Here is a 24,029-nt window from a genome sequence, read left to right on the forward strand (position 1 = left end):
GCAGTGCGCCGATTAGCCGCCACATCCATCGTCGCCGCCCTCGCCGCCTCGCTGTTGTCCGCCTGTGGCGGCAACGGCGCGGCGCCGGGCGAGACCGCGCCCCAGCCCACGAACGCGCTCAGCGCCGGCCCGACCGGGCCGAACACCCCCGCGCCGAAGCCGCTGCCGAGCGAGGTCACGGTCAACGCCTCACTCCCCTTCCGCAACATCGAGGCGTACGCGCCGTTGCTGCTCGCCGAGTATTTCGGTGAGTTCAAGAAGGAAAACATCAAGATCAATATCCAGCTGGTCCAGACGAACAACCTCGTCGTCGTGATGCAGAAGGGCGACATCGACTTCGCGCCGGCCGCGCCGTCGGCCGGTCTGTTCAACGCCATCGAGGGCGGGGCCGACATCAAGGGCATCGGCGGCGGGGTCAGTTGGAGCCCGGCCAACCACCAGGGCTACTACGTGCGCAAGAGCCTGCTCAAGGCGGACGGCTCCTTCAGTGCCTGCGACCTGAAGGGCAAGAAGGTGTCGACCGGCTCCGCGACCGGTCTCGGCTCCCCGGCAGTGGTGGAGCTGGCGGCGTACCTGAAGACCTGCAACCTCACCGTGAAGGACGTGACGATCGTCCCGCTGGGCGGCGCCGACCTGCTGGCCGGACTCGACTCGGGCGCCGTCGACGCCGGCAACCTGAGCGACCCGGTGTGGACCACCGCCGAGAAGGCCGGCCACAAGCTCATCATCCCGTTCAACGCCTCCATCACGAGCTACTGGATGGGGAAGATCCGCACCGAGAAGCCGGACGTGGCCGCGGCCATCCTGCGCGCACTCGTCCGGACCAGCCGCACCTACCTGCAGGGCGACTACCGCAGCAACCCGGAGGTGAAGCAGGGCCTCATCAAGTCGATGGAGGCGACCGAGGCGCAACTCACCGGACCGTCCAGCCTGATCTTCGACCCGGACTTCAAGTTCCCCGTCTCGAACATCGTCCCCATCCAGACGGCCTGGGCCCAGATCGGCGGCATCGTCAACTTCGACAAGCCCCTGCCCGACTCGAAGCTCTTCGACGACCGGCCGCGGCAAGTGGCACTGGCCGCGTAACCGATGCGCAAATTCCTGGCCATCGGCCACCACGGTCCGGTCGACCCCGAGCTGGGACTGCGGATCGCCGATGTGGCCGTCGACTGGATCTCGGCCCGGCTGGCCGACGGCACCTTCGACTGCCTGTACTCGATGGCCGGCGGAGGGCGGATGATCGTCGCGAACGCGGACAGCGAGGAGACGCTGCTGGCGATGCTGCGGGCGGCTCCGGACGCACCCCGCGAGTGGACGTTCACCGAACTGTTCGACGGCATCGAGGTCATCAGGAAGTACGTCGAGTCCATGCGGTCCGAGAACACGTGAGGTACCTGCTGGGCGGGCCGTCGGGCCCGCCCAGCAGCCTGTCCGAAGGCTCGTCTGAAAGGGAGCACAGCGATGAGTGACATGTGGGCGGCCCAACTCGTTGCACCGTCGACGTTCGCCGACGTCCGCGTTCCGGTGCCGACCGCGCCGGCCCTTGCCCCCGGCGAGGTGCTGCTGCGGGTGCGCGCCGGTGCGATCTGCGGCAGCGACATGCCACTGTTCAAGGGCGCCATCCAGCGCTCGGGCGGGCTGGGCAACCACCCGGACGGCGCGCTACCGGGCCCGGGCTGCCCGATGCACGAGGTCGTGGGCGACGTGCTCGCCTCACGGCACCCCGACTTCGAGGCCGGCACCACTGCCGTGGGCTGGGCCCTGGGCCAGGACGCGATCGCCGAACTGGTCGTCACCGAAGGGGACTCGCTGGTTCCCGACGACGGCTCGCTGCCGCCGGCCAGCGCGGTCGTCGCCCAGCCGTTGGCCTGTGTGATCTACGCGGTCGAGCGGATGGGGGACGTGTCCGGGCAGCGGGTCGCCGTCCTCGGCCAGGGGCCGATCGGCATGCTGTTCAGCCATGTCCTGAAATCGATGGGCCGGGCGGACCACGTGGTCGGCGTCGACCGCGTCGACCGGTCGGCCGAGGCGCGGGTCTTCGGCGTCGACGAGTTCGTCCGGGCGTCGTGCGACCGGTGGGTGGAGTCGCTCGCCGCGGACGACCGACCGCAGGTCGTGGTCGAGTCCATCGGGCACCAGGTCGGCACTCTCACCTGCGCCGTCGACGCGGTCGCCGACGGCGGCCTGGTCTACTACTTCGGGGTGCCCGACGACCTCGTCTACCCGGTTCCGATGCACACGTTCTTCCGCAAGGACCTGACCCTGCGGGCCGGCACCACCAAGGACCGCCGGCGGGTGCTCCGGCTCGCCCAGCAGTACCTGCGCGAGCATCCCTCGATCCTGGACGCCTACGTCACGCACCGGCTGCCCATGGCGCGTGTCCAGGATGCCTACGAGCTGGCCGCCGCCCCGCGCGCCGGTCAGCTCAAAGTGGTCCTCGAGTCGTGACGGTTACGCGCGTCCCGGGCGTCGAGCAGGGGCTGCAGGAATCCCGGCAGCTCCTCGGGCGTCCGGACGAACGCGAGCGGGTGCACGATGACGCAGTCGGCGCCGGCGTCCCACAACGCCCGCGCCTCCTCGAGGACGGGCATCGCGCCGACCTCTTCGGCCGACTTCCCGTGCGCCACCAGCGTCGTGGCCGTGGTGACGGTGACCGAACCCGGATCCCGGCCGACCCGCTGGCACTCCTCGCGGATGTCGGCGACCGCCGCCCGCACGGCCTCGACCGGCATCGGGGCCGCCCACCAACCCAGGCCGAGGCGCACGATGCGCTGGATCGCCCGGGGAGTGGGGTTGAAGCCGAACGACAGCCGCAGGTTCGCGCCCTGCACCGGCACGGGCCTGCTGTGCAGGTCCGTGAAGTCCAGCCGTCGGCCCTCGTGGGCCGCGGGGCCACCGGCCCACAGCGCCCGGCAGACGGCGACCTGCTCCTCGAGGTACCCGAAGCGACCCTCGAACGGCCGCTCGGTGGTCCGGTACTCCTCCTCCTGCCAGCCCGCACCGAGGCCCACGTCGAGCCGCCCGTCACAGATGACGTCGAGCGTCGCGAGTTGCTTGGCCAGCAGCACCGCGGGGCGGATCGGCGCGATGAGCACGTTGGTGCCGAGACGGGCGCGCTCGGTGACGGTGGCGACCGCCGCCAGCGCGGTCAGCGGCTCGAACCAGTTGGTCGAGATCGGGTACGGAAAACCGACGGTCACCCGGTCGCGGTGGGCCTGCTCGCTGATCGTCACGTGGTCGGGGAGCACGAGCAGGTCGACGCCCATCCGGTCGGCCAGGGTCGCCGCCTCGAGAATGCCGGTGAACCGGTCGCCATAGAGCTCGTCCACGCCCATCAGGTTGAAGCCCAACCGCGCCATCGCGTCTCCACTTCCGCCATCAAAACCGTTGGTGTCCAACGGGTTTCCGAACCAAGCAAGTGCTTGGTAGCTTACCTGTGCGGACCTGGATAACACCAGGCCACGATCCACACCAGACAGTCGAAACGATGCCGAGGGAGGTTTGATGACGAGCGAGGATTCCGACCGGGCCGCCATCCGGGAGTTGGTGTGCCGGTACTGCCGGGGGATCGACCGGCTGGACATGGACCTGGTCCGGTCTTGCTACCACGACGGGGCGATCGACCATCACACCGGCTTCGACGGGTCCGTCGACGAGTACATCGCCTGGGTGGAGCCGAAGCTGCGCGGCTTCGACGGGACCATGCACCTGGTCGCGAACCACCTCGTGGAGTTCGCGGGATCCCGGGCACTGTCGGAGACCTACGGCATGGCCGTGCACTGGGGCACGCCGTCCGACAGCCCGCGCCTGAACTTCACCAGCGGCTTCCGCTACGTCGACCTCGTGGAGCGGCGGGACGGCGAGTGGCGGATCCTCGAGCGGTACGCGTCGCGCGAGTGGACGCGCTCGGAGGCCAACCTGTTCATGCCCCGCGAAGGTCCCGGCCCGGCCGGGCGGCGGGACCGGGAGGACTACGTCTACCGGCTCCGGAGCCAGCTGGTCACACCGTGAAAACAACTCCTGACCGGGCCGTCAAGACCCAGGTTCGGCGTAGGCGCGGTGGCCACGCCCGATCGACAGGTCCTGCCGGCCGTCGATCGTGCTACGGTCCGCGAATGACTGCAGGACACCAGATCGGCGAGCGGGAGGCGGAGCGGCAGGCGCGACTGCTCGCCGCCGAGGTGCAGGCGACGGAGCTGTTCGCCGAGGTGCAGGCGCGTGGTCTGGTCGCGCCGGGCCGCCGTGACCGCGAGGTCAGCGACGCGATCCGCGACCTCGCGCACGACATGTTCGGCGTCGAGAAGTTCTGGCACAAGCGGATCGTGCGCTCAGGCCCGCACACCATGGAGCCGTACGGGGCCAACCCGCCGGACCGGGTGATCGAGGCCGACGACGTCGTCATGTGCGACTTCGGACCGATCTTCGACGGCTGGGAGGCGGACTTCGGCCGCACGTTCGTGCTCGGCGACGACCCGGTCAAGCACCGCCTCCGCGACGACCTCGCCACGATCTTCGCCGCCGGTCAGCGGCACTTCCTCGATCACCCCGGCATCACCGGCGAGCAGTTGTTCACCCACGTGCTCGGCCTGATCGCGGACGCGGGATGGAAGCACGCCGCCGCGCACGCCGGGCACCTGATCGGCGAGTTCCCGCACGACCGCATCGACGACGACAAGATCTCCCTCTACATCACCCACGGCAGCGACCAGCCGATGCGCCGCCCCGACTCCTCCGGCCGCGCCTGCCACTGGATCCTCGAGGTCCACATCGTCGACCGGCAGCGCGGCATCGGCGGCTTCTACGAGCAACTGCTGGACCTGGAGCACGCCTCGGGGACGGCCGACCAGCAGGCGTAGCGGCCTGTGAACTCCGGCAGGACCAGCGACGCGTCACCCTCGACGACGTCGGCCTGCGTGTCGACGGTCAGCAGCGCGGCCGGTCGCCGCGAGGCCGGCCGTCATGCGTCGGCGCTCACGTAGACCCAGGCCCGCTCTCCGGAGGCCATCGGCAGCAGGACGCGGTGGTAGTCGTCGACCTCGTACTCGTCGGCGGCGACCAGCTCGTCGTCGGTGATCTCGAAGACCGTTCCCGGCACGCGGTCGGCGTCGTCGCCGGTCGCCACGACGATCGGGTGGTGGGTCTCACCGCTGACCGCGAGCACGTCCGGATCGGTGATCTCCAGCATCCGCACCGCATAACCGGGCAGCGCGTCGTCACGGCCTGTCAGCCTCCGCCCGAAGTTGGCCACCTGCACCGCCGGATTCCGCAGCGTGCCGTACGAGAAGAGCAAGGGCATGCCCAGGATCATGCACGAACCGCCGGTGCCCGTTCGGTCCGGTTCCCGGCAGCCGGGACGTCGAGGCGCCACTCGCCGCCCCGACGGCGGCACCTGTGCCACGGCCATGCGGGGTGGCCGACAAACGCCTGGCGTCACCCCGACGGATCACCGGTGTCGCCGCGCTGATCCACACCCTTGGTCACGGCTGCCGCACGCAGGCCGAACGCGCTGCGGTGGAAGACCAGGGGCAACGAGTGGTCGGCGTGCTGAACCGCGTGGAGCCGCAGCAGCACGATCGTGTGGTCCCCCGCCTCGACCTCCCGGTAGATCGTGGTATCGAACTGCGCGAGCCCGTCGGGCAACGTCACCGCGCCGTGTTCGCTCAGCACGATCTCGACGCTGTCGAAGCGGGAATCGACCGGGCCGGCGAGCTGGCGGGCGAGACCTCCGTGCCGGTCGGCCAGGATGGTGACACCCAGGTGCGCCGCGCGCCGCAGCGCGGGCCACGTCTTGGACAGGTTGGCGACGGAGAACGATACGAGAGGTGGATCGAGGCTGACCGACGTGAAGGAGCTGGCCGCGAGGCCGACGAGGGCGCCGTCGACCTGAGCGGCCACCGCCACGACACCACTGGGGAAGATGCCGAATGCCTGGCGCAGGCGTGCCGGGTCGAGGTCCTGGTTCGTGGGGAACGTCGGGAAGAGATCGGTCACGTTCATCCCCTCTCAGATGTCAGCCGAAATCGGGGGTCGGCGAGGCTGCCTGGAAGTGCCCTCGGAGGGTGCTGGTCTCGTACTCGTGCCGATACAGGCCGCGTTTGCGCAGGATCGGAACGAGTTCGTCGGCGATCACCTCGAGGCCGTCGACCAGCACATCGGGTTGCAGGTTGAAGCCGTCGATCGCGCCGGAGCGGAACCAGTCCTCGATGTGGTCGGCGAGCTGCTCGGGCGTGCCGACGAAGCCCGCGTGGCCGGAGCCGGTGTAGCGGGTCTGCTTCAGGTACTCGCGCACGGTCGGGTTCGTGCGCCGGATCTGCGTGACGATCGACTCGCGGAAGCCCATGCTGCCCTGGAAGGTCTGCGTGTCCGCGGGCGCGGCCAGGACCTCCTCGGGGAACGGCTCGTCGAGCTCGAGCTTCGATGCGTCGTACCCGATCGACTGGGACAGCCATTGGATCGAGTAGGAGGCCGGGCCGGCGTCGTGCAGCTCGTCGCTGCGCCGCTTGGCCTCCTCCTCGGTGCTGCCGAGGCTGAGCAGCAGGCCGGGAAGGATCTTCACGTCGTCGGGCGAGCGGCCGTTGTCGCGGGCGAGGCGCTTGACGAGACGGTAGTGCTCGATCGCCTTCTCCTTCGTCAGCTCGGCGGCGAACACGCCCTCGGCGACCCGCCCGGCCAAGGCCCGCCCCTTGGGCGATCCGCCCGCCTGCAGCAGCACCGGACGGCCCTGTGCGGAGGGCGGCACGCGGAGCCGACCGTCGACGTCGAAGAAGTCGCCGTGGTGGTGGACGTCGCGGCCGGTCCCGGCGGAGTCCCACAGCGCCGTGACGACGTCGACGAACTCTGCGGCCCGTTCGTACCGGTCGTCACGCAACGGCACGTCGGCCAGGCCGAAGTTGCGGGCGGCCTGCGCGCCGCGCGTGGTGACGATGTTCCAGCCCGCGCGGCCGCCGGACAGGGTGTCCCAGGAGAGCAACCGCTCGGCGAGCTCGAAGGGGTCGTTGAAGGTCGTCGACGCCGTGGACACCAGGCCGACGCGCTCCGTCGCGGCGGCGACGTAGCCCCAGTTCACGGTGGGTTCGAGCCGGATCGGGTTGGCGTCGTAGGCGGGATCACCGAGGACCGGCCCGTCGGCCAGGAAGATCGCGTCGAGCGTCCCGCGCTCGGCCGTCCGCCCGATGCCCGCCCAGTACTCCGGGTCGACGAAGGAGTCCTTCTTCAGCAGCGGCGACTGCCAGGCGGCCGGCAGATAACCAAGGACGAGCACGTTGATGCCCAGGATGACGTGTCCCGTGCGGCGATCGGTCATAGCTTCTTCTCCGAGATCACAGGGAAGGGTGGGGTTCGGGGACGGGAAACGCGGCGCGGCTGCTCGTGGGCCGCGCCGGACCCGGCAGGCCGAGGGCGGCACGCAGCGGTACGCCCGGCGCCACGGGCGTGAAGCCGTCGGCGAGCAACCGCTCGGCCTCGGTCAGCACCTCGTCCAGGCTCTGGTCGGCGGTCGGCCGCAGCAGTACGCCGTCGGCGTCGCCGTCCGGCGACCGCAGGCCGAGCGGGACGACGCGGACGGATCCGCCGGCGCCGACGACCAGGTCCACCGGCGACGAGTCGGCGACGACGTCGTCCGGCGCGGTGGCGTACCAGCCGATGAGGGAGGCGCCCGAGGCGGGCTCCGGAGCGTTCAGCGGACCGGCGATGGCGAAGGCGCCGTCGTGGTCGACGTGAACGATCTGGTCCGATCGCACCAGGATGCCGGTTTCATGGTCGCCGATGATGGAGTCGTAGGGCCAGCTCTGCTCGAGCGCACGGACGGCGCGGGCCGCGTCGAGCGCCGTCGCCGCGTTGAGGGGCGCTCCGCCGCCCAGTCCGGCGCCGCCCCAGGCGCCGGCGTCGTCCGGCCCGGGTGGGGCGTATGCGTCCACCACCCCGAAGAGCACGCCGCTGCGCCCGCGGGAAAGGTGCCCGAGAGACGCCACCCGGCGTGCCAGGTTGTAGGGGTGGTCGCGCTGCGGGCTGGCGACGATCAGGAAACGCGCTCGGGTCGTGCGACCGGCGAGGCTCGCGCCGACGGCGCTGCTGTCCAGCGTCGACGGCACCGGGCCGCGGCCATCGATCCGGTCGATCCCCAGGACGGTGAACGCGAGCGGAAGCCCGTCCCAACGGGCGAGCAGGTCGGCGCTGCCGGTCAGCTCGACGAGGTGCGGACCGGCGAGGCCGATGGCGAGATAGGGGGTGGGCATCGTTCTTCCCTTCGCTGGTGGGGCGGTACGGGTCATCGCAGCGCTCCGGCCGGCTGCCACCCGATCGCCGGCCCGATCTCCGTGGCCAGGACGTGCAGCCGGGCTCGGGCCTTCGCCGCGTCGAAGTCGTCGCGGTAGGAGAAGTTGGCGACGAAGTCCGTTGCCCCGGCCGCGATCGCCGGGTCGGTGCCGACCCGCTCGGCGATGTCGTCGGCGGAGCCGTAGAACGGCACGAGGTCGAGGTACTCACGCACGCTCAGGCCGCGCAGTCGCTGGTTGCCGCTCAACGCGGCCCGGTCGGCCAACGCCTGCAGCCTCGGTCCGAGAACGGACTCCACCTCGCGCAGCACCGTGTGCTTGTCACGCCCGGCGTACACGAACCGGAAGATCGCGACACGAGGCGGGTCGTCCGGCTTGGCGCGCCCGTGCGCCGCCACGTACGCCGCGACCTTCGGTGCCTGACCGGTGTCGGCCGGATCGAAGAAGGCGCCCTGCTGCAGGCCGTCCCCGGCGAGGCCGGCCGCGACGGCCTGCTCGATGCTGGTCGCGGCCTGCCAGAGGTGTCGCCGTACCCGCGTGCCGTCCGGATACAGGCGCGGCCCGTCGGCGCCGGCCACCAGCGGCTGGCCCTCGAGCGCCGCGTGCAGCGCCGCGACCTTCCGGTCGTACAGGGCATGGCGCTGGTCGGCCGGAAGCCCGAACGCGGCGAACCCGTCGAGATTGGCGCCGCCCGTGCCCAGCCCGAGGTGCAGCCGGCCGCCGGTGAGCGCGTCGACGACCGCCGCGTCCTCGGCGAGCCGCAACGGGTCCTCCAGTGGCAGGGTGGTGATGCCGGTGCCGAGCGTGATACGCGACGTCCGGGCCGCCGCCGCGGCGAGGAACGGCAGCGGCGACGCGAACGGGCCGTCGGTGTTGTCGAAGTGGTGCTGGCCCACCCACGCGCTGTCGATGCCGAGCTGTTCGGCGTACGCGATGGTGTCGATGACCTCGTCGTAGACCCGCGCGACGTCGTCGATGGCGCGCGAGGTGGTGCGGAAGTTGAGGGCGAAGCCGAGGCGAAGCGGCCGGTGTGACATGTGTGCAGCTCCTGCGATACGGGTCAGTTGCCCTGGCCGCCGCGGTGGGTGAAGGTCAGGTCGGGCACCGGGTCGGCGCCGTTGACGATCCAGTCGCCCAGGATGCGCGCCTTGTAGACCCGCGGGTTGTGGGAGGCGAGGGTGCGGGCGTTGCGCCAGTGCCGGTCGAGCCGCAGCGTCTCGGAGACGCCGGACGCGCCGAGGGCGTCGAAGACGGTCGTCGTGGCCTGTAGCGCGGCGTCGATGATGGCCAGCTGCGCCTGCGCCGTGGCCACCTCGGCCGCAAGGACCCGCTGCTTGCGGAGCGCTTCGTCGCCGCTCGCGTGGGCCGCCGCGACCAGGTCGATGGCGTGCGCCGCCGCCCGCAGCGCCGCCCCGGCCGCAAAGGCGTACACGGAGACCTGGCCGATGACCTGCAGCAGCTGAGCGTCGCGGGTCGGGTCGGGGTCGAGCGCCTGAGGGTAGTTGCGGCCGCGGGCCTTCAGCGCGCTGGTCCCGTCGCGCAGCGCCGCCCGGGTGATGCCGGTCAGCACGGACAGCATCGCGGCCTGGTAGAAGTGCCCCTGGTAGACGAAGCGCTCCCCGGCCGGGAAGACGTCGCCCTCCGCCGCGGGAACGTCGGTGTACGTGGCGCTGCCGCTGGCGGTGGTCCGCTGGCCGAAGCCGGTCCAGTCGTCGACCAGCAGCACCCCCGGGTCGTCGCGGCGCACGAGGGCGGTCAGCACGGTGTCGCCGTCGCCCTTGCCGAGCACGTCGAGCCAGTCGGCGTAGAGGCTGCCGGTGGCGTAGAACTTGGCGCCGCTGACCAGCCACCCGTCGCCGTTTCTGCGCACCGTCGTCTTGAGGTTGGCGAACGTGCCGTTGTTGGCCTCGGTCCACCCGCCGCCGACGAACTCGCCGGCGAGGAACCGCTGGATCCACCGGTCGTTGGTCGGCGAGGGCGGAGCGTTGAGCCGGTCCTCGACGAAGGCGAGGTGGTTGCGCCAGATGTGCGCGACGTTGGCGTCGGCCTCGGCGAGATCCGCGAGCAACACGAAGGTCTGCTCCAGTGAGGCGCCGAAACCGCCGAGCTCGACCGGGATGCGGACCCGGCCGAATCCGGCGTCCTTGAGCCACTGCACTTGGTCGTGGGGGAAGGCCCGGTCCTGCTCCCGGGCGACGTTGTCCTCGGCGATCCGGTCGAAGACCGGCTGGAAGCGCTCGGAGAGCTCGGTGGCGGTGGCGGTGGCGGGACGCAGGTAGGTCAGCCCGGTGGGGGCGTCAGTCGTGGTCATGGTCAGTCCTTGATGGTGGAGGGAGCGAGGAGGTCTTCACGCCTGCGGGCCCGGACGGGCAGGACCGCGTCGAGCAGGGCGCGGGTGGCCGGCTGCCGGTCGGTGGAGAACAGCTCACCGGCGGGGAACGTCTCGACGAGCGAGCCCTGTCGCATGACGCCGATGCGGTCGCAGACGAAGTCGATGATCGCCAGGTTGTGGCCGATGAACAGGTAGGTCAGGTCGAGCTCGTCCTTGAGGTCGAGCAGGAGGTTGATGATGGCCGCCTGGGTGGAGACGTCCAGCGCCGAGGTCGGCTCGTCGAGAATCAGCAGGTCGGGTTCCAGGGCGATGGCGCGGGCGATGCCCACCCGCTGCCGCTGCCCGCCGGAGAACTCGCGCGGATACCGGTCCGCGTAGCCGGCGTTCAGGCCGACGAGCTCCAGCGCTCGATGGGTCAGCTCGGTGGCCTCCCGGCGGCCGGTCGCCTTTCCCAGCCGCAGCAGCGGCCGCGCGATCTGGTCGCCGACCCTGATCCGTGGGTTCAACGCGGTGGCGGCGTCCTGGAAGACGTACTGGAACCGGCGCCGCAGGTCCCGCAGGCCCTGTTTGCCGGCCGTGCCGACGTCGGTGCCGTCGAAGGTGACCGAGCCCGCGGTGAGCGGCAGCAGCGCGCCGGAAAGCCGCGCCAGCGTGGACTTGCCGGAGCCGGACTCGCCGATGAGTCCGAAGATCTCGCCGCGACGCACGCTGAGGGAGACCTCGCTGACCGCGCGGACGGTCGAGCGGTGTCGCCCGGTGCCGAGCCCGCCGATCGAGAACTCCTTGGTGACCCCGTGCAGCTCCAGGATCGGGCGGTCGGTCGGCGGCCGGGGGGCTTCGGTACGTTCGCTGAGGCGGACGCGGGCCGTGGCCGGCGGGGCGCCGAGCAGTCGCCGCTGGTGGCCGTCCTGGAGGTGGCGCTGCCCGATCTCGGGCACCGAGTCGATCAGGGTGCGGGTGTAGGGATGCGACGGCGCGCCCAGGACCTGCCCGGTCTGCCCGATCTCGACGATCGTCCCCTCGCGCATCACCGCGACACGGGTGCTGGTGTGCGAGACGACGCCGAAGTCGTGGGTGATCAGCAGGACCGCGGTGCCGGCCTCGCCGGCGAGGCCGAGGAGCAGGTCGAGAATCTGCTTCTGGACCGTGGCGTCGAGCGCGGTGGTCGGCTCGTCCGCGATGAGCAGCTTCGGGCCCGACAGTCCGGCGAGGGCGATCATGACCCGCTGCCGCATGCCACCGCTGAGCTCGTGCGGATAGGACCGCAGCACCCGGTCCGGGTCGCCGATCCCGACCCGGTCGAGCCAGGTCCGGCTCACCTCGAGCGCCTCGTTGCGGGACACCCGCAGGTGCAGGCGGGCGGTGTCACCCAGCTGGCTGCCGATCGTGAACGACGGATCGAGCGAGGTCACCGGGTCCTGGAAGATCATTCCGATGCCGGCGCCGCGGAAGACGTTGAGCTGCCGTTCCCCCAGGCCCACCAGCTCGGTGCCCTGGAAGCGGATGCTGCCCGCGGTCACCCGGGCGTTTCGCGGCAGCAGGCCGAGAATCCCGGCCGCGGTGACGCTCTTGCCGGATCCGGACTCGCCGACCAGTGCCAGTACCTCTCCGGGACCGACCTCGAGGTCGACGCCGCGAACGGCATGCACGACCGCCCCGGGCAGCTGGAAGTCGACGTGCAGGCCGTCGACGGTGAGCACGGCTGTCATCGGATCACCTCACGGGTTGAGGACGTCGCGAAGGCCGTCGCCGAGCCAGTTGAAGGCCAGGGCGACCAGCAGGATGGCGATGGCGGGGAAGGTGGCGACACCGGGGTTGCCGGTCACCAGGACCTTGGCACCCTCGGAGATCATCCGACCCCAGTCCGGGCTGGGTGGCTGGATGCCGAGGCCCAGCGCACTCAGGCTCGCGGTGAAGACGATGTTGACGCCGACGAGGCTGGTCCCGTAGATCACGACCGAGGAGAGGAGATTGGGCAGGACCTCGGTGCGCAGGATGGTGGCCTCGGAGGCGCCCAGCGAGCGCGCCGCCTCCACGTAGTCCTTCTCCCGCTCGATCTTCGCCTCCGCGAACACGATCCGGGTCACGTACGGCACGGCGCCGAAGACCACCGTGCCGATCAGCACCCACGGTCCGGGGTGGATGATCGCAGCCAGCGAGAGCGCCACCAGGATCACCGGGAAGGCGAACATCAGGTCGATGATCCGCATCAGCACCCCGGAGGTACGCCGGCCGGCGAACGCCCCGTACAGCCCCAGCAGCGTCCCGATCAGCAGCGCCACCGCGACCGACACGATCGAGACGACCAGCGCGCCCCGGCCGCCGTACAGCAGCCGGCTGAGCACGTCACGGCCCTGGTCGTCGGTGCCCAGCAGGTGGCCGGCCGAGCCGACGGGCGCCAGCACGTTGTCCGGATCGCCGGCGTTCGGATCGTATGGGGCCAGCCACGGCGCCAGCACGGAGACACCGACCATGACGATCAGGACGACGAGCCCGAGCAGCGCCTCGCGGTTGCGGACGAAGCGGGCGGCCGCGGACCGCCGCAGTCGTGGCGGCGCGCCGGCGCGGACCTCGGCTGTGGTCGTGGTCATGCGCCACCGTGCCTGAGCCGCGGGTTGAGCAGGTCGAGCAGCACGTCGGTGATCAGGTTGACGACCACGAACGTCGTGGCGACCAGCAGGATGCCGGACTGGATCACCGGGTAGTCACTGCCGGCGATCGCGTTGAGCAGCACGCTGCCGAGACCGGGCCAGGAGAAGATCGTCTCGACGAACACCACGCCGGTGATGACCGAGCCGACCGTGAGCCCGGTCGTGTTGACGATGGGCGGCAGGATGTTGCGGCCGATGTGCTTGCCCAGGATCGCCGCACGCCCGAAACCCTGCGACCGGTAGGTGCGGATGTAGTCCGATCCCGCGCTCTCGATGACCGCCGCCCGGACGAACCGGGCGATGATCAGCATTGACACCAGAGAGGCCGCGAAGGCGGGGGCGATCAGGTGCAGCAGCAGGTCGCCGAAGCCGCCGTCGCCGCGCAGGTCGTGCATGCCGCCCGGGGGCAGCCAGTTCCACTGGACCGCGGTCAACCAGATGACGATCAGGCCGAACCAGTAGATCGGCAGGTTGCTGCCGATCTGGACCAGCAGCATCGCCGCCCGGTCGATGAGCCGGCCGTGCCGAATCCCCGAGACGAACCCGATCAGCACCCCGAGCGCGACGGCGACCACGGTCGTCGCCGCGCCGAGGATGAGCGTGTTCAGGAAGGCCGGGAACACGATGCCCGACACGGGGCTGCGCACGCTCAGCGAGATGCCGCCGCCGTTGGTGAACATGTCCCGCAGCCAGTGCAGGTACTGCTTCCAGGCGGGCTGGTCGAGCCCGTACGCCTGGCGGATCTGCTCGATCTGCTCGGGCGACATCTTCTCGCTCAGCACGTCCTTGACCGGGTCCGCCGGGCCGGCTTTCGAGATGAAGAACACCAGCAGGCTGATCACGAACAGCAGCGGGACCAGGTTCGCCAGCCGCCACAGGATCCGGCGCGCCATCGTCAGCTCGCCACCCAGATCTGCGAAAGGTCGTAGTGGTCCTGCTGCGGCCAGACGAACCCGCCGACGCGCGGCGAGACCGCGTAGTAACGGTTGAACGAGATCAGCGGGAAGATCGTGGCGTCCTTGGCCCAGGCCTGCGCCGCCGCCTGCCACAGCTCCTTCGACTTGGCCGGGTCGGGGTTGTGCGCGGCCGCCTCGATCGCGCTGTTCGTCGCCGCGCTGGTGTCGGAGTACTTGTCCCCGCCCCGGTTGACCACGCTGTAGTTGTGCGCGATCTTGACCCAGTTGGGCGCGATGTAGCCCCATTCACCGAGGTTGATGCCGTCGGTCGGCTTGAGGTTGGCCGACCGCGTCCCGTACGTGATCCACTCGAACGACTCCACGGAGGCGTCGATACCGACCGCCTTGAGCTGCTGCTGGATGAACTCCGCCGTGGGCTGCCCGGTGGTGTCGCTCAGGATGGTGAACTTCACCTCGCCGGGCTGGTAGCCGGCATCGGCGATCAGCTTCTTGGCCGCCTCGGGGTCGAACTGGTAGTCGACCGCGGACGCGTCGTACGCCTCGTTGCCCTGGTTGATGATCGAGGTCGCCGGCCCCGCGTACCCCTTGTAGATCTTCTCGGCCAGGGTCTTGCGGTCGACGGCGTGGATGATCGCCTGCCGCACCCGCTTGTCCTGCAGATACTGGTTCGTGTAGTTGAAGTTGTAGTAGATGATCTGGGGAACGTTCTTGTTCTCCGGCACCGAGAAGCCGGCCTTCTCCAGCGTCGCGACCGAGTCCGGTGGGACGCGGCTGATCAGGTCGACGGCGCCGCTGCGCAGCGCGGCGACGCGGCTCTGGTCGTCACCGATCGGCTTGAAGATCACCTTGTCCAGGCGCGGCCGGGCGCCCCAGTAGTCGGGGTTGCGCACCAGCGTGGTGTGGTCGCCGCGCACCCGCTCCTGGAACTTGAACGGCCCCGTGCCGACCGGGTGGTCGGCGAGCCCGTCCTGGCCGTACTTCTGCAGGGCGGCCGGGCTGAAGATGCCCGACGCCGCGTTGCCGCTGTTGGGGATCTGCCGCAGGTAGTCGAGGAAGGGGTGCTTGAAGACGTACTCCACGGTGTAGTCGTCGATCACCTTGAACGACGCGAGATCCGCGTAGACCAGCCCCATCGTCGCGGCGCTGACCTTGTCGTAGTACTGGAAGGTGGGGTCGGTGAAGCGGCGCACGTTGAACTGCACGGCCTGCGCGTCGAACGGCGTCCCGTCGGTGAACTTGACACCCTGGCGCAGCTTGAAGGTGTAGGTGGTGGCGTCGGGGCTGACCGTCCACGAGGTGGCCAGCCCGGGCACGATCTTCGGGACACCGGTCGGCGAGGACAGATCCTCGTTGACGAGGGTCTCGTAGATGTTGCGGTCGATCCGCCAGGTCTCCCACGAGTACTGGCGGTTGGGGTCGAACTGCGTGACCTCCTGGTACTGGCCGACGATGAGCGTGCCGCCGTCGCGGGGCTTCGAGTCCGCGGCCGCCGAGGAGCCGGAGCCGGAGCCGCAGCCGGCCAGCAGCAGGGCTGCGCCGGCGGTCACGGCGGTCCAGGCGAGCAGTGAGCGCTGGAATATGGCCATGGCTGGTCGATCCTTTCGTCGAGCACGGGCGCACGCGTGGTCGGAGACGTCCCGAAAGAGGGCGCGGCAGTGCGCCGGGGGGTGGCCACGCAGGCCTGGCAAGAGGCGATATCAAGCCGCGAGATCGGCGTTGCCGACGCGAAAGACCTGTATTGCATATCGGAGAAGTAGGAATATGCAAGCAGGATGGCACGGCGATCAAACTTAAGTCAACCTCTTGAGATCTCGGTCATTCCGAGAAGAACTAAAGCAGAACTGAAGTCCCCGCCGGGTCAGTCATGCTCCTGCCAGAACACGATCGCCTCGTCGTCGCCCAGGTTGCGGCAGCTGCTCACGCCTGCCCGGTGCACGGTCAACGCATCGCCCTGCCGGAGGATGGGCCGCGCCGCCGGCAGCACCACCTGGACCAGGCCGACGGCGACGAGCAGAACCTGCGCCTTGTCGGTCCGGAACGCCGGCGCGGCGGAGCCACGTGGCGGGATCCGGACGACGCTCATCCGCAGGCCCAGCGCCTCACTGTCGATCAGGTACGGCGTGCCCCCCGTCCGGGACCACGCGATCCCGTCAGCCCTGGCCAGCTCGTACGAGGGTGGCTGACCGCGTAGCAGGTGGTCCACCGACATCCCGAGCTTGTCGGAGAGGTCGAGCACCGTTTCCAGGGACAGCGCGTGCTGGCCCCGCTCGGCCTGCGAGATGGCGCTTGCCGACACCCCGACCAGCTCGGCGAGGTGGGCCTGGGTCCAGCCGCGCTGGTGGCGGATCGAACGCAGGCCGCGGCCGAGCAGCGACGCCGCGCTCGTGGCGTCGACCGTCAGGCCCTCCTCCCCCAGCCGGTAGGGCAGCATGGCGCCCCTGACCTGGGAGCGCCGTCCGTCCGCCCGCTCGATGCGCAGATGACCGGCCCGGGCCTCGATCACGCACTGGGCCAGCGTCTGCACACCCGACGTCTGGTCCGCCGCGGCATCGAACCAGTGCGTCACCACGCCGTGCTGGAGCGCGAAGTGGCCCAGCTGCGCCGTCGCCCAGGCCGCCGCCCGATCATCGTCGTCCCGGGCGAACGCGCGCAGATTGACGGCCAGCACCACGCCCGCCGCGGACTTCAAGTCCGCGACAAGGTCATGCAGACCCGCGCCGGCCGGGTAGAACTCGAAGCCGTCCGGCGCCGTCCACCGGCGCGGCTCCACGTCGACGACGATGCGGCGGGTGAAGGACGACACGCGGGCGATGCACCTGAGCACGCCCTCGGCGAACCGGGCCATGCCGGCGTCGTCGTCATCGAGGGCCCAGAAGACGTTCTCACCCCAGAAAAGCCCGTGCAGGAGCTGGTCGAGCTGTGGGATGCCGAACAGGGCGACGCTACCGCCGTCCTCGCCACCCGCCGGAAGCCTCACGCCGCACCTGAAACCTTCTGTTCCCAATCGGCTAACAGGTGCACAGTAGCCTTGCCGGCATGACAGCTCGCCAGCCGGCCCTGGGACGCGACGTCAACGGGATCCGCGCGGAGAACCGTGCGCTGATCATGGAACAGCTCAGCGACGCCCGCCGCGTGCGCGAATTCAGCGGGCCGTGGGACGTCGAGGCGACCTGGTTGACCGGGTTCAAGAGCAAGGCGACCGTCCGCGGTCACGAGATCCCGTTCGACCAGCCCGGTGACATCGCGGCCGACGACACCGCCCCGACACCGCACGAGCACCTGCTCGCCTCGATCGCCGGGTGCCTCATCGCCGGCGTCGTCATGCACGCCACGGTGCAGAACGTCCGGCTCACCTCGCTGGTCGTGCACGTGTCCGGCACGTTCGACAACGTCCTGCGGTGGGCGGGCATCGAGTCGGCCGGCAATCCGGGGTATCGCGGCATCGACCTGCGCGCCACCATGTCCGGCGAGGCGGACGACGACACGCTGCGCGACATCTGGGACCGCGCCCTGGCCGGCTCGCCGGTGGCGCAGACCATCAACCGCGAGACCCCGGTCATCACCATCGTCGAGCTGGCCTGACCATCAGCGAGTCGGTGGCCTCGGCACTCCAAGGTGCTCGCGGAGCGTGTCGCCGCGGTACTCGTGCCGGAACAGGCCCCGGCCGCGCAGGATCGGCACGACATGGTCCACAAACGCGTCGAGCTGCCCCGGCAGGCCCGACGGCGCGAGGATGAAACCGTCGGCGGCCCGGCCGGTGTACCAGCGCTCGATCTCGTCGGCGATCCGCTCCGGCGAGCCGACGACGCGAGCCCCGAAGGCCGTTACCGTGCGGAACAGGAACTCACGCACCGTCGGGTTGCCCTCGGTGGCCAGCGCCCGATAACCGGCGAGCGCCGTCTGATGGGTCTCCGTCGACGCCGCGAAGGCCGACAGCGGCACCGGTCCGTCCAGGTCCGCGCCGGTCAGATCGATGTCGACCTCCTGCAGCCACCCGATCTGGTATTCGGGGATGAAGTGCTCGAAGATCGTTCGCTCCGTGGCCTTCGCCTCCTGCTCGGTGGAGCCCACGATGAATCCGAGGGACGGGGTCACCAGCGGCGGCGTCTGCCTGCCGAACGAGCTCGCCTGCTGATGAACCTGCTCCACGAAGGCGCGCCCACGCTCGAAGTCGCCCTGCCCGGTGAAGATGACTTCCGCATGGCGAGCGGCGAAGGCCCGTCCCGCCGCCGACGATCCGGCCTGAAAGATCACCGGGTGGCCCTGCCGTGAGGGGGCGGCACCGAGGGGACCCTTGACGGCGAAGAACTCCCCTTTGTGGTCGGGCACGCGGATCTTCCGGCGATCGTTGTACACCCCGGCCGCGCGGTCCTCCACCACCGTGTCCGGGCCCCAGGAGTCCCAGAGCTTCTGGACGACGTCCAGCGTCTCGGCCGCGACGCGGTACCGCTCGTCGTGGGCGACCACGCCGCCGTCCCCGAAGTTGGCGGCCGCCGCCTCGGCGAAGCTGGTCACCACGTTCCAGCCGGCTCGACCGCCGCTGAGGTGGTCCAGCGAGATCAGTTGACGCGCCAGGTGGAACGGCGCCTGGAACGTCGCCGAGCCGGTGACGACCAGCCCCAGCCGCTCGGTCTCCCGCGACAGCGCGGCCGTGGTGGTGAACGGCTCGAAGTCCTCGGTCGCCTTGTGCGGCCAGGCGGCTTCGGGCCCGTAGTTCAACGCGTCGGCGAAGAAGATGGCGTCGAACGTCCCGCGCTCGGCGGTCTTGGCCGTCTCGATCACCGACTCGAGCACGGCAGCGGGTCCGTTGACGACGCCGGGATAGCGCCACGAGCTGCCGAACCTCGGATTGCCGAGCACCAGGAGGTGCAGTTGACGGGTCATCGGGATGCTCCTGAGGTAGTGGTCGCGGGCAGCCGGCGGAATCCCGCGCCCGGGTGGTCGTCGGGAAGCCGCGGACCGCCGGCGAAGATCGCCTCGCGGATCGTGCGGGTGCCGGCGTCCTCGCGGGTCCGGCCGCGGCGGCGCAGCTCGGGGATCAGGTGCTCGGCCAGGTCGTCAAAGCTGCCCGGCGTGATGAGGTAGACGAAGTTGAAGCCGTCCAGGCCGGTCGTCGCGGCGTACGCCTCCAACGCGTCCGCAACGGTTGTCGCGCTGCCCACCAGGGCCTCGTCACCGAAGCCGCTGAGCCCGTCGACGTAGTCACGCAGGGTGAGCCGCCGCCGGACCTCGGGGTCGTCGACGGCTGCCAGGACGGAGCGGCTGGCGTCGGTCTCGAACTGCTCGATCGGCCGGTCGAGGTCGTGTTCGGACCAGTCGACGCCGCTGAGCGCAGAGAGCAGCACCACGCTGCCGCGGGCGTCGCGGTACCGGCGTAGGTCGCTCGCCTTCGCCTGGGCGGCACGGTCGGTGCTGTCGACGACGACGGTCACCGACGTGATGAACTTGATGTGCTCGGGCCGGCGGCCGAACGCGGCCGCCTGGCTTCGGATGTCGGCGATGTTGCGCCGCAGCACCTCCGGGCGGGGGTCGGCGAGGAAGACCAGTTCGGCGTTGCGGGCGGCGAAGGCCCTCCCCGCCGGCGAGGTGCCGGCCTGGAGCAGCAGGGGCGTGCGCTGCGGTGACGGCTCGACGAGATGGGCGCCGGGGACCGAGAAGTACCGGCCGGCGTGGCCGATGTCGTGCACCTTGTCCGGATCGGTGAAGATGCCACCCACCCGGTCGCGCAGCACGGCCCCGTCCTCCCACGACCCTTCCCAGAGCTTGTAGGTGACCTCGAGGAACTCCTGCGCGATCGCATACCGCTCGTCGTGGCTGATCTGCCGGTCGCGGGCGATGATGTTGCGCGCCGCGCTGTCCAGCAGCGAGGTGACGATGTTCCACCCGATGCGGCCGCCGGTGAGGTGGTCGAGGGTGCTGAACTTGCGCGCCAGCAGATACGGCTGCTCGTAGGTCGTCGAGACGGTGACCCCGAAGCCGAGGCGCTCGGTCGCCGCCGCCATCGCCGAGACCGCCAGCAACGGGTCGGTCACCGGCGTCTGCACACCATGCGCCAGCGCCGCCCGGGCGTTGCCGCCGTAGACGTCCAGCTGTCCCACGGCGTCGGCGATGAACAGCAGATCGAAGCCGCCGGCCTCAAGCCGCCGCGCCAGATCGACCCAGTACGACAGGGTGGTGTAGTCGGCGGTCCGGTCGTCCGGATGACGCCAGAGGCCGGCATTCCCGTGCGACACCGTCGACATGGTGAACGCCGAGAGGATCAACGAGTCACGTTTCATGGCAGCTCCTAGAAAACGGTGCCGGCGAACGGCTGCGAGTCGACCGCGAAGAGCGCGTCGATGCGGCGTACCGCCTCCGGCGAGTGGACGGCGACCCGGCCGGCCGCGGCCAGGCGGCGCCACCTGGTGCCACCGAGATAGGCAGCGGCCAAGGTGGCCACGTCGACGGTCAGATCGGGCGCGGCGCTGGTGCGCGACACCAGCTTCGGGCCGATCTCGTAGTTGCCGTCGTTGGTGGGCAGCAGCGCGTCCCGCACGCCGAGCACGACGGCGTCCTCGTCCCCGAAGCTGCGTGCCCGAAGCGCCGCCTCGACGTCGACCAGCCGCAGCCACGTCTCGTCGTGCGGAGAGCCCAAGGTGACCGATCGGCGGTCGACGACTGCGAGCGGCAGCGCATCGTCCAGTGCCAGCGAGTCGAAGGCCACGACGTCCACCAGGTCGAGCGAGAACAGGTGACGCCACAGGCCCGCCCGGGCGCTGTCGGTCAGCGCCACGAAGTCCGTGACCGTCACGGTCTTCTCGGGGCTGGTGAACCAGCCGCCGATGTTCTCCGGGCGGTAGATCACGTATCCGTCGTCGGTGCCGTCCGTGCTGTGCACGACCACGTAGTGGGTCACCGGGTCGGCCTCGCGCAGCACCTGCTGGAGCCGCCACCAGCCGTCGGGCCGGCGGATGGCGCCGGTCCAGGCCGCCTGCGCGTAGATGCCGTCGAGCAGTTCCGACGTGACCGACCGGTCGACCAGCCGCACGGAGCCGCCCGGCGGGACCTCCGCGCGCAGCGTCGCCCGCTTCACGCTGACCCGGGCGGAGTGGGCCGAGGTGGCGACGCCGTAGCCGAAGCGCTCGTAGATGACGGCCTCCGAGGCGCACAGCGAGGCGACGAACTCGCCGCCGGCCGCGACGTCCCGCAACTGCCGGGCGATGAGCTCGCTGACGATGCCCCGGCGCCGGTGCGTCGGCAGGACACCGACGTGGGTGACGGCGGCGTGCGGGACCCGGGCGCCGCCCGGGACGACCAGCCAGCTGGTGTACGAATCGGCGCTGCCGACGATCTCGTCGCCGTCCAGCGCGCCGAGGTAACGGCCGGGTTCGGTCACTTCCGTGGCGTCGAGGTCACGCAACGGCAGTCCGATCATCGCCCGCAGAAAGACCCGGAATCCGGCGTTGACCTCGTCCGGGGTGGTCAGCGGCCTGACCTCGATGCTCATGAGTCGTCTTCCTCTCGGCAAGCGCGGACGGCCGGGATCACGGGAGCCGGTGAACCGCGGTGCGGCCGATGACGTCGAGGACGACGTCGGTGTTCGGCGGGTGCAGGCTCCCGGTGCGCACGTCGCGGTAGAGCCGCTCGAGCTCGTTCGTCCGGCTCACCGACGCGGCGCCCACGACCTGGACGGCGATGTCCACCACCTGGCGGGCGGTGGTGACGGCGAACTCCTTGACGGCGAACAGCCGCGAGGTCCACCAGTCGCCGTGGTCGACCCCGGCGTCGAGGTCGGCGGTGGCCCGCTCCAGCAGTGACCACACGGCGTCCAGCAGGATCTCGCCCTGGGCCAGCTGCCGCTGGACGGCCGGCTTGTCGGCGTGCGTCTTGCCCGGCAGGGCCAGCGACTTGCGGTCCTGTGCCGTCAGCTCGGCGAGGTCCAGCGCCCGGCGGGCGATCCCGAAGTACACGTTGGCGACCAGCGGCAGGTACCACTGGAAGATCCCGGCGACGTACGGCGGGTAGGCCTGCCCGATCTCATGCACCCCGACGACCTGGTCGGCCGGGACGCGGACGCCGTCGAGCAGCGTGTCGTCGCTGGCGGTGGCCCGGACCCCGAGCGCGTCCCAGGTCTTCTCGGTCGAGACGCCGGCCGCGTCGCGATCGACGAACAGGTGCACGATGCGCGGGTGCTCGGGATCGGAGTCGTCACGCGCGTGGATGCCGAGCTTGTCCCACACCGGGGAGAGCGAGGTGAACGTCTTGCGGCCGGTCACCACGTAGGACCCGTCGGGCTGCGGGACCGCCGCGGTGACGGAGTCGTCGAGGCCCAGGTCGTTGCCCCGCTCGCCGTGCCCGGCGGCCAGCACCTGGCCGTCCGCGACGGCGCGCAGCAGCCAGCCCAGGTCCTCGACCCCCGTGCCGGTCAGCGCCGTGGCCGGACCGGTCCAGTACAGGTGCATGTTGACCGCGAGCGCGGTCGCCGGCGCCCAGTAGGCCAGCCGCCGCTGCTCGCGCGACACGGCGGTGAGGCTGAGCCCGCCGCCGCCGAGCTCGGCCGGGACGGCCGCCCGCAGATACCCCCGCGCACGCAGGTCCTCGAAGTCCTCGGCGAAGAACCGGTTCTCCCGGTCGTAGCCCGCGGCGCGGTCGTGGAAGCGTTGGTAGTCCTCGTCGCTGAAGTACGCCGAGGGTTCGGCCTTCACGAACAGCGGTGAGGTCGAGCTCGCGATCGTGGGCTTGGTCATGCTGCTGCTCCATTCCGGTTGGGGTGAGGGGCGACCAGGCCGCGGCTGCGAAGCTCGGCGGCGGCGCCCTCAGCGAAGTAGTAGGCCTCCTCCAGATGCGGCTGCCCGGAGAGGATGAAGTGGTCGATGCCGAGGTCGTGGTATTCGGCGATCCGATCGGCGACCTCCTCGTGGCTGCCGACGATCGCCGTGCCGGCCCCGCCGCGGACCAGGCCGTAGCCGGCCCAGACATTGGGGTAGATCTCGAGGTTGCGCCGGTCGCCGCCGTGCAGCGCGAGCATCCGCCGCTGGCCGACGGACTCGCTGGCCGCCAGGGTCCGCTGGGTCTGCTCGATGCGTGAGCTGTCGATCCGCTCCAGCAACCGGTCCGCCTCGGCCCACGCCTGCGCCGAGGTGTCGCGGCTGAGCACGTGGAAGCGGATGCCGAACGACAGCGTCCGCCCGGCCTCCTCGGCGAGCTTGCGCATGCGGGCGAGCCGCTCCGCGATCTGTGCGGGTGTCTCACCCCAGGCGAGATAGGTGTCGACCGTCCGCGCCGCCACCGCTTCCGCCGCCGGGCTGGCACCGCCGAAGAAGATCGCCGGCGGGGCGTACGGCGCGAACGGGATCGAGGCCTGCTCGATGTCGAAGTGCGCGCCGTGGAAGTCGAACGGCTCGGCGGCGTCGCTCACGCCGCGCAGGACGGTGAGGAACTCCTCGGTCCGGGCATACCGCTGGTCATGATCCAGATGGTCGCCGAAGCGGCGCTGTTCCGCGGAGTCGCCGCCGGTGACGACGTTGAGCAACAGCCGCCCGCCCGAGATCCGCTGGAAGGTCGCCGCCTGGTGGGCGGCCAGGGTCGGTGAGATGAGGCCGGGGCGGAACGCGACCAGGAATTTCAGCCGGGTGGTGACACCGGCCAGCGCCGCAGTGGTGATCCAGGCGTCCTCGCACCACGTGCCCGTCGGGGTGAGGACCGCTTCGAAGCCGAGCTGTTCGGCGGCTCGCGCGATGCCGCCGAGGTATTCGATCGACGGTGGCCGGAATCCGGAGCGCACGGCGGCCAGCGTCTTCTGCGAGCCGTCGCCGGAGCCGACGATGTCGCGGTTGTCGCCGTTGGTGGGCAGGTACCAGTGCAGATGGATCGGCAT

The 24,029-nt window shown here is 70.6% G+C and carries 23 protein-coding genes; 6 read left to right on the forward strand and 17 right to left on the reverse strand.

The features are described 5' to 3' along the window. Positions 1 to 3: 3 nt before the first annotated feature. The 3 genes from Dfulv_RS32445 to Dfulv_RS32455 all read left to right on the forward strand — a co-directional run bounded on the left by Dfulv_RS32445 (position 4) and on the right by Dfulv_RS32455 (position 2,448). Positions 4 to 1,086 carry an ABC transporter substrate-binding protein gene (locus Dfulv_RS32445; protein WP_259857613.1) on the forward strand — a complete coding sequence of 361 codons (1,083 nt, stop codon included), beginning with the start codon at positions 4 to 6 and terminating at the stop codon, positions 1,084 to 1,086. A 3-nt stretch (positions 1,087 to 1,089) separates the two neighbouring features. Next, positions 1,090 to 1,389 carry a hypothetical protein gene (locus tag Dfulv_RS32450; RefSeq protein ID WP_259857614.1) on the forward strand — a complete coding sequence of 100 codons (300 nt, stop codon included), beginning with the start codon at positions 1,090 to 1,092 and terminating at the stop codon, positions 1,387 to 1,389. Between the two features lie 72 nt (positions 1,390 to 1,461). Further along, positions 1,462 to 2,448: a zinc-binding dehydrogenase gene (locus tag Dfulv_RS32455; RefSeq protein ID WP_259857615.1), complete on the forward strand. Its 987-nt coding sequence runs from the start codon at positions 1,462 to 1,464 to the stop codon at positions 2,446 to 2,448. Here Dfulv_RS32455 and Dfulv_RS32460 read toward each other — a convergent pair. Next, positions 2,421 to 3,359 (reverse strand): TIGR03619 family F420-dependent LLM class oxidoreductase, encoded by a 939-nt coding sequence (locus Dfulv_RS32460; protein WP_259857616.1) that lies wholly within the window; start codon positions 3,357 to 3,359, stop codon positions 2,421 to 2,423. The two genes, Dfulv_RS32455 and Dfulv_RS32460, sit on opposite strands and share 28 nt — an antisense overlap. 145 nt (positions 3,360 to 3,504) lie before the next feature. On the opposite strand from Dfulv_RS32460, the gene Dfulv_RS32465 reads away from it, so the two are divergent. Both Dfulv_RS32465 and Dfulv_RS32470 read left to right on the forward strand, forming a co-directional pair. Beyond that, complete coding sequence (locus Dfulv_RS32465; RefSeq protein ID WP_259857617.1) at positions 3,505 to 4,011, forward strand: nuclear transport factor 2 family protein; 507 nt, start codon at positions 3,505 to 3,507, stop codon at positions 4,009 to 4,011. A 104-nt stretch (positions 4,012 to 4,115) separates the two neighbouring features. Continuing rightward, the gene (locus tag Dfulv_RS32470; RefSeq protein WP_259857618.1) at positions 4,116 to 4,856 is read left to right on the forward strand and encodes a M24 family metallopeptidase; all 741 of its coding nucleotides are present in this window, start codon (positions 4,116 to 4,118) and stop codon (positions 4,854 to 4,856) included. A gap of 101 nt (positions 4,857 to 4,957) precedes the next feature. Here Dfulv_RS32470 and Dfulv_RS32475 read toward each other — a convergent pair whose 3' ends face one another. The 11 genes from Dfulv_RS32475 to Dfulv_RS32525 form a co-directional block, all read right to left on the reverse strand. Further along, positions 4,958 to 5,296 carry a gamma-glutamylcyclotransferase family protein gene (locus tag Dfulv_RS32475; RefSeq protein WP_259857619.1) on the reverse strand — a complete coding sequence of 113 codons (339 nt, stop codon included), beginning with the start codon at positions 5,294 to 5,296 and terminating at the stop codon, positions 4,958 to 4,960. Positions 5,297 to 5,430: 134 nt separating this feature from the next. Next, positions 5,431 to 5,991: a flavin reductase family protein gene (locus Dfulv_RS32480; RefSeq protein ID WP_259857620.1), complete on the reverse strand. Its 561-nt coding sequence runs from the start codon at positions 5,989 to 5,991 to the stop codon at positions 5,431 to 5,433. Positions 5,992 to 6,010: 19 nt separating this feature from the next. Next, positions 6,011 to 7,303: an NtaA/DmoA family FMN-dependent monooxygenase gene (locus Dfulv_RS32485; protein WP_259857621.1), complete on the reverse strand. Its 1,293-nt coding sequence runs from the start codon at positions 7,301 to 7,303 to the stop codon at positions 6,011 to 6,013. Between the two features lie 16 nt (positions 7,304 to 7,319). Beyond that, positions 7,320 to 8,234 (reverse strand): LLM class oxidoreductase, encoded by a 915-nt coding sequence (locus Dfulv_RS32490; RefSeq protein WP_259857622.1) that lies wholly within the window; start codon positions 8,232 to 8,234, stop codon positions 7,320 to 7,322. Positions 8,235 to 8,266: 32 nt separating this feature from the next. Further along, complete coding sequence (locus tag Dfulv_RS32495; RefSeq protein ID WP_259857623.1) at positions 8,267 to 9,310, reverse strand: LLM class flavin-dependent oxidoreductase; 1,044 nt, start codon at positions 9,308 to 9,310, stop codon at positions 8,267 to 8,269. A gap of 23 nt (positions 9,311 to 9,333) precedes the next feature. Beyond that, positions 9,334 to 10,584 (reverse strand): acyl-CoA dehydrogenase family protein, encoded by a 1,251-nt coding sequence (locus Dfulv_RS32500; protein ID WP_259857624.1) that lies wholly within the window; start codon positions 10,582 to 10,584, stop codon positions 9,334 to 9,336. Positions 10,585 to 10,586: 2 nt separating this feature from the next. Beyond that, positions 10,587 to 12,314, reverse strand: coding sequence for a dipeptide ABC transporter ATP-binding protein (locus Dfulv_RS32505; protein WP_259857625.1), 1,728 nt, complete (start codon positions 12,312 to 12,314; stop codon positions 10,587 to 10,589). Positions 12,315 to 12,323: 9 nt separating this feature from the next. Next, a complete protein-coding gene (locus tag Dfulv_RS32510; RefSeq protein ID WP_259857626.1) occupies positions 12,324 to 13,196 on the reverse strand; it encodes an ABC transporter permease in 873 nt (290 codons plus the stop codon). Then, entirely contained in the window at positions 13,193 to 14,149 is a 957-nt protein-coding gene (locus Dfulv_RS32515) for an ABC transporter permease (protein ID WP_259857627.1), read from the reverse strand. The genes Dfulv_RS32510 and Dfulv_RS32515 overlap by 4 nt, the downstream gene beginning before the upstream one ends. A gap of 2 nt (positions 14,150 to 14,151) precedes the next feature. Then, complete coding sequence (locus tag Dfulv_RS32520; RefSeq protein WP_259857628.1) at positions 14,152 to 15,759, reverse strand: ABC transporter substrate-binding protein; 1,608 nt, start codon at positions 15,757 to 15,759, stop codon at positions 14,152 to 14,154. A gap of 272 nt (positions 15,760 to 16,031) precedes the next feature. Beyond that, positions 16,032 to 17,150: a helix-turn-helix domain-containing protein gene (locus Dfulv_RS32525; protein WP_259857629.1), complete on the reverse strand. Its 1,119-nt coding sequence runs from the start codon at positions 17,148 to 17,150 to the stop codon at positions 16,032 to 16,034. Positions 17,151 to 17,209: 59 nt separating this feature from the next. Between Dfulv_RS32525 and Dfulv_RS32530 the strand changes: the two genes are divergently transcribed. Then, positions 17,210 to 17,755 (forward strand): OsmC family protein, encoded by a 546-nt coding sequence (locus tag Dfulv_RS32530; protein ID WP_259857630.1) that lies wholly within the window; start codon positions 17,210 to 17,212, stop codon positions 17,753 to 17,755. A 3-nt stretch (positions 17,756 to 17,758) separates the two neighbouring features. On the opposite strand, the gene Dfulv_RS32535 is transcribed toward Dfulv_RS32530, so the two are convergent. From Dfulv_RS32535 to Dfulv_RS32555, 5 genes are read right to left on the reverse strand one after another with little or no spacing between them, the layout of a single operon-like run. Next, positions 17,759 to 19,057 (reverse strand): NtaA/DmoA family FMN-dependent monooxygenase, encoded by a 1,299-nt coding sequence (locus Dfulv_RS32535; RefSeq protein WP_259857631.1) that lies wholly within the window; start codon positions 19,055 to 19,057, stop codon positions 17,759 to 17,761. Beyond that, positions 19,054 to 20,451: an LLM class flavin-dependent oxidoreductase gene (locus Dfulv_RS32540; RefSeq protein ID WP_259857632.1), complete on the reverse strand. Its 1,398-nt coding sequence runs from the start codon at positions 20,449 to 20,451 to the stop codon at positions 19,054 to 19,056. The genes Dfulv_RS32535 and Dfulv_RS32540 overlap by 4 nt, the downstream gene beginning before the upstream one ends. Positions 20,452 to 20,459: 8 nt before the next feature. Beyond that, complete coding sequence (locus tag Dfulv_RS32545; RefSeq protein ID WP_259857633.1) at positions 20,460 to 21,659, reverse strand: GNAT family N-acetyltransferase; 1,200 nt, start codon at positions 21,657 to 21,659, stop codon at positions 20,460 to 20,462. Positions 21,660 to 21,696: 37 nt separating this feature from the next. Continuing rightward, positions 21,697 to 22,899, reverse strand: a complete 1,203-nt coding sequence (locus Dfulv_RS32550; RefSeq protein WP_259857634.1) for an acyl-CoA dehydrogenase family protein — start codon at positions 22,897 to 22,899, stop codon at positions 21,697 to 21,699. Then, the gene (locus Dfulv_RS32555; RefSeq protein ID WP_259857635.1) at positions 22,896 to 24,029 is read right to left on the reverse strand and encodes an LLM class flavin-dependent oxidoreductase; all 1,134 of its coding nucleotides are present in this window, start codon (positions 24,027 to 24,029) and stop codon (positions 22,896 to 22,898) included. Before Dfulv_RS32555 ends, Dfulv_RS32550 begins: the two co-directional genes overlap by 4 nt.

This window comes from Dactylosporangium fulvum (assembly GCF_025137375.1).
Lineage (GTDB): Bacteria > Actinomycetota > Actinomycetes > Mycobacteriales > Micromonosporaceae > Dactylosporangium > Dactylosporangium fulvum.

Bases quoted from the DNA above. Each gene is read 5' to 3' on its own strand.
- Dfulv_RS32475 (WP_259857619.1), bottom strand. From the start codon at position 5,296: ATGCCCTTGCTCTTCTCGTACGGCACGCTGCGGAATCCGGCGGTGCAG.
- Dfulv_RS32470 (WP_259857618.1), top strand. From the start codon at position 4,116: ATGACTGCAGGACACCAGATCGGCGAGCGGGAGGCGGAGCGGCAGGCG.
- Dfulv_RS32485 (WP_259857621.1), bottom strand. From the start codon at position 7,303: ATGACCGATCGCCGCACGGGACACGTCATCCTGGGCATCAACGTGCTC.
- Dfulv_RS32520 (WP_259857628.1), bottom strand. From the start codon at position 15,759: ATGGCCATATTCCAGCGCTCACTGCTCGCCTGGACCGCCGTGACCGCC.
- Dfulv_RS32530 (WP_259857630.1), top strand. From the start codon at position 17,210: ATGACAGCTCGCCAGCCGGCCCTGGGACGCGACGTCAACGGGATCCGC.
- Dfulv_RS32455 (WP_259857615.1), top strand. From the start codon at position 1,462: ATGAGTGACATGTGGGCGGCCCAACTCGTTGCACCGTCGACGTTCGCC.
- Dfulv_RS32450 (WP_259857614.1), top strand. From the start codon at position 1,090: ATGCGCAAATTCCTGGCCATCGGCCACCACGGTCCGGTCGACCCCGAG.
- Dfulv_RS32495 (WP_259857623.1), bottom strand. From the start codon at position 9,310: ATGTCACACCGGCCGCTTCGCCTCGGCTTCGCCCTCAACTTCCGCACC.
- Dfulv_RS32500 (WP_259857624.1), bottom strand. From the start codon at position 10,584: ATGACCACGACTGACGCCCCCACCGGGCTGACCTACCTGCGTCCCGCC.
- Dfulv_RS32555 (WP_259857635.1), bottom strand. From the start codon at position 24,029: ATGCCGATCCATCTGCACTGGTACCTGCCCACCAACGGCGACAACCGC.
- Dfulv_RS32535 (WP_259857631.1), bottom strand. From the start codon at position 19,057: ATGACCCGTCAACTGCACCTCCTGGTGCTCGGCAATCCGAGGTTCGGC.
- Dfulv_RS32550 (WP_259857634.1), bottom strand. From the start codon at position 22,899: ATGACCAAGCCCACGATCGCGAGCTCGACCTCACCGCTGTTCGTGAAG.
- Dfulv_RS32460 (WP_259857616.1), bottom strand. From the start codon at position 3,359: ATGGCGCGGTTGGGCTTCAACCTGATGGGCGTGGACGAGCTCTATGGC.
- Dfulv_RS32510 (WP_259857626.1), bottom strand. From the start codon at position 13,196: ATGACCACGACCACAGCCGAGGTCCGCGCCGGCGCGCCGCCACGACTG.
- Dfulv_RS32515 (WP_259857627.1), bottom strand. From the start codon at position 14,149: ATGGCGCGCCGGATCCTGTGGCGGCTGGCGAACCTGGTCCCGCTGCTG.
- Dfulv_RS32465 (WP_259857617.1), top strand. From the start codon at position 3,505: ATGACGAGCGAGGATTCCGACCGGGCCGCCATCCGGGAGTTGGTGTGC.
- Dfulv_RS32540 (WP_259857632.1), bottom strand. From the start codon at position 20,451: ATGAAACGTGACTCGTTGATCCTCTCGGCGTTCACCATGTCGACGGTG.
- Dfulv_RS32505 (WP_259857625.1), bottom strand. From the start codon at position 12,314: ATGACAGCCGTGCTCACCGTCGACGGCCTGCACGTCGACTTCCAGCTG.
- Dfulv_RS32545 (WP_259857633.1), bottom strand. From the start codon at position 21,659: ATGAGCATCGAGGTCAGGCCGCTGACCACCCCGGACGAGGTCAACGCC.
- Dfulv_RS32490 (WP_259857622.1), bottom strand. From the start codon at position 8,234: ATGCCCACCCCCTATCTCGCCATCGGCCTCGCCGGTCCGCACCTCGTC.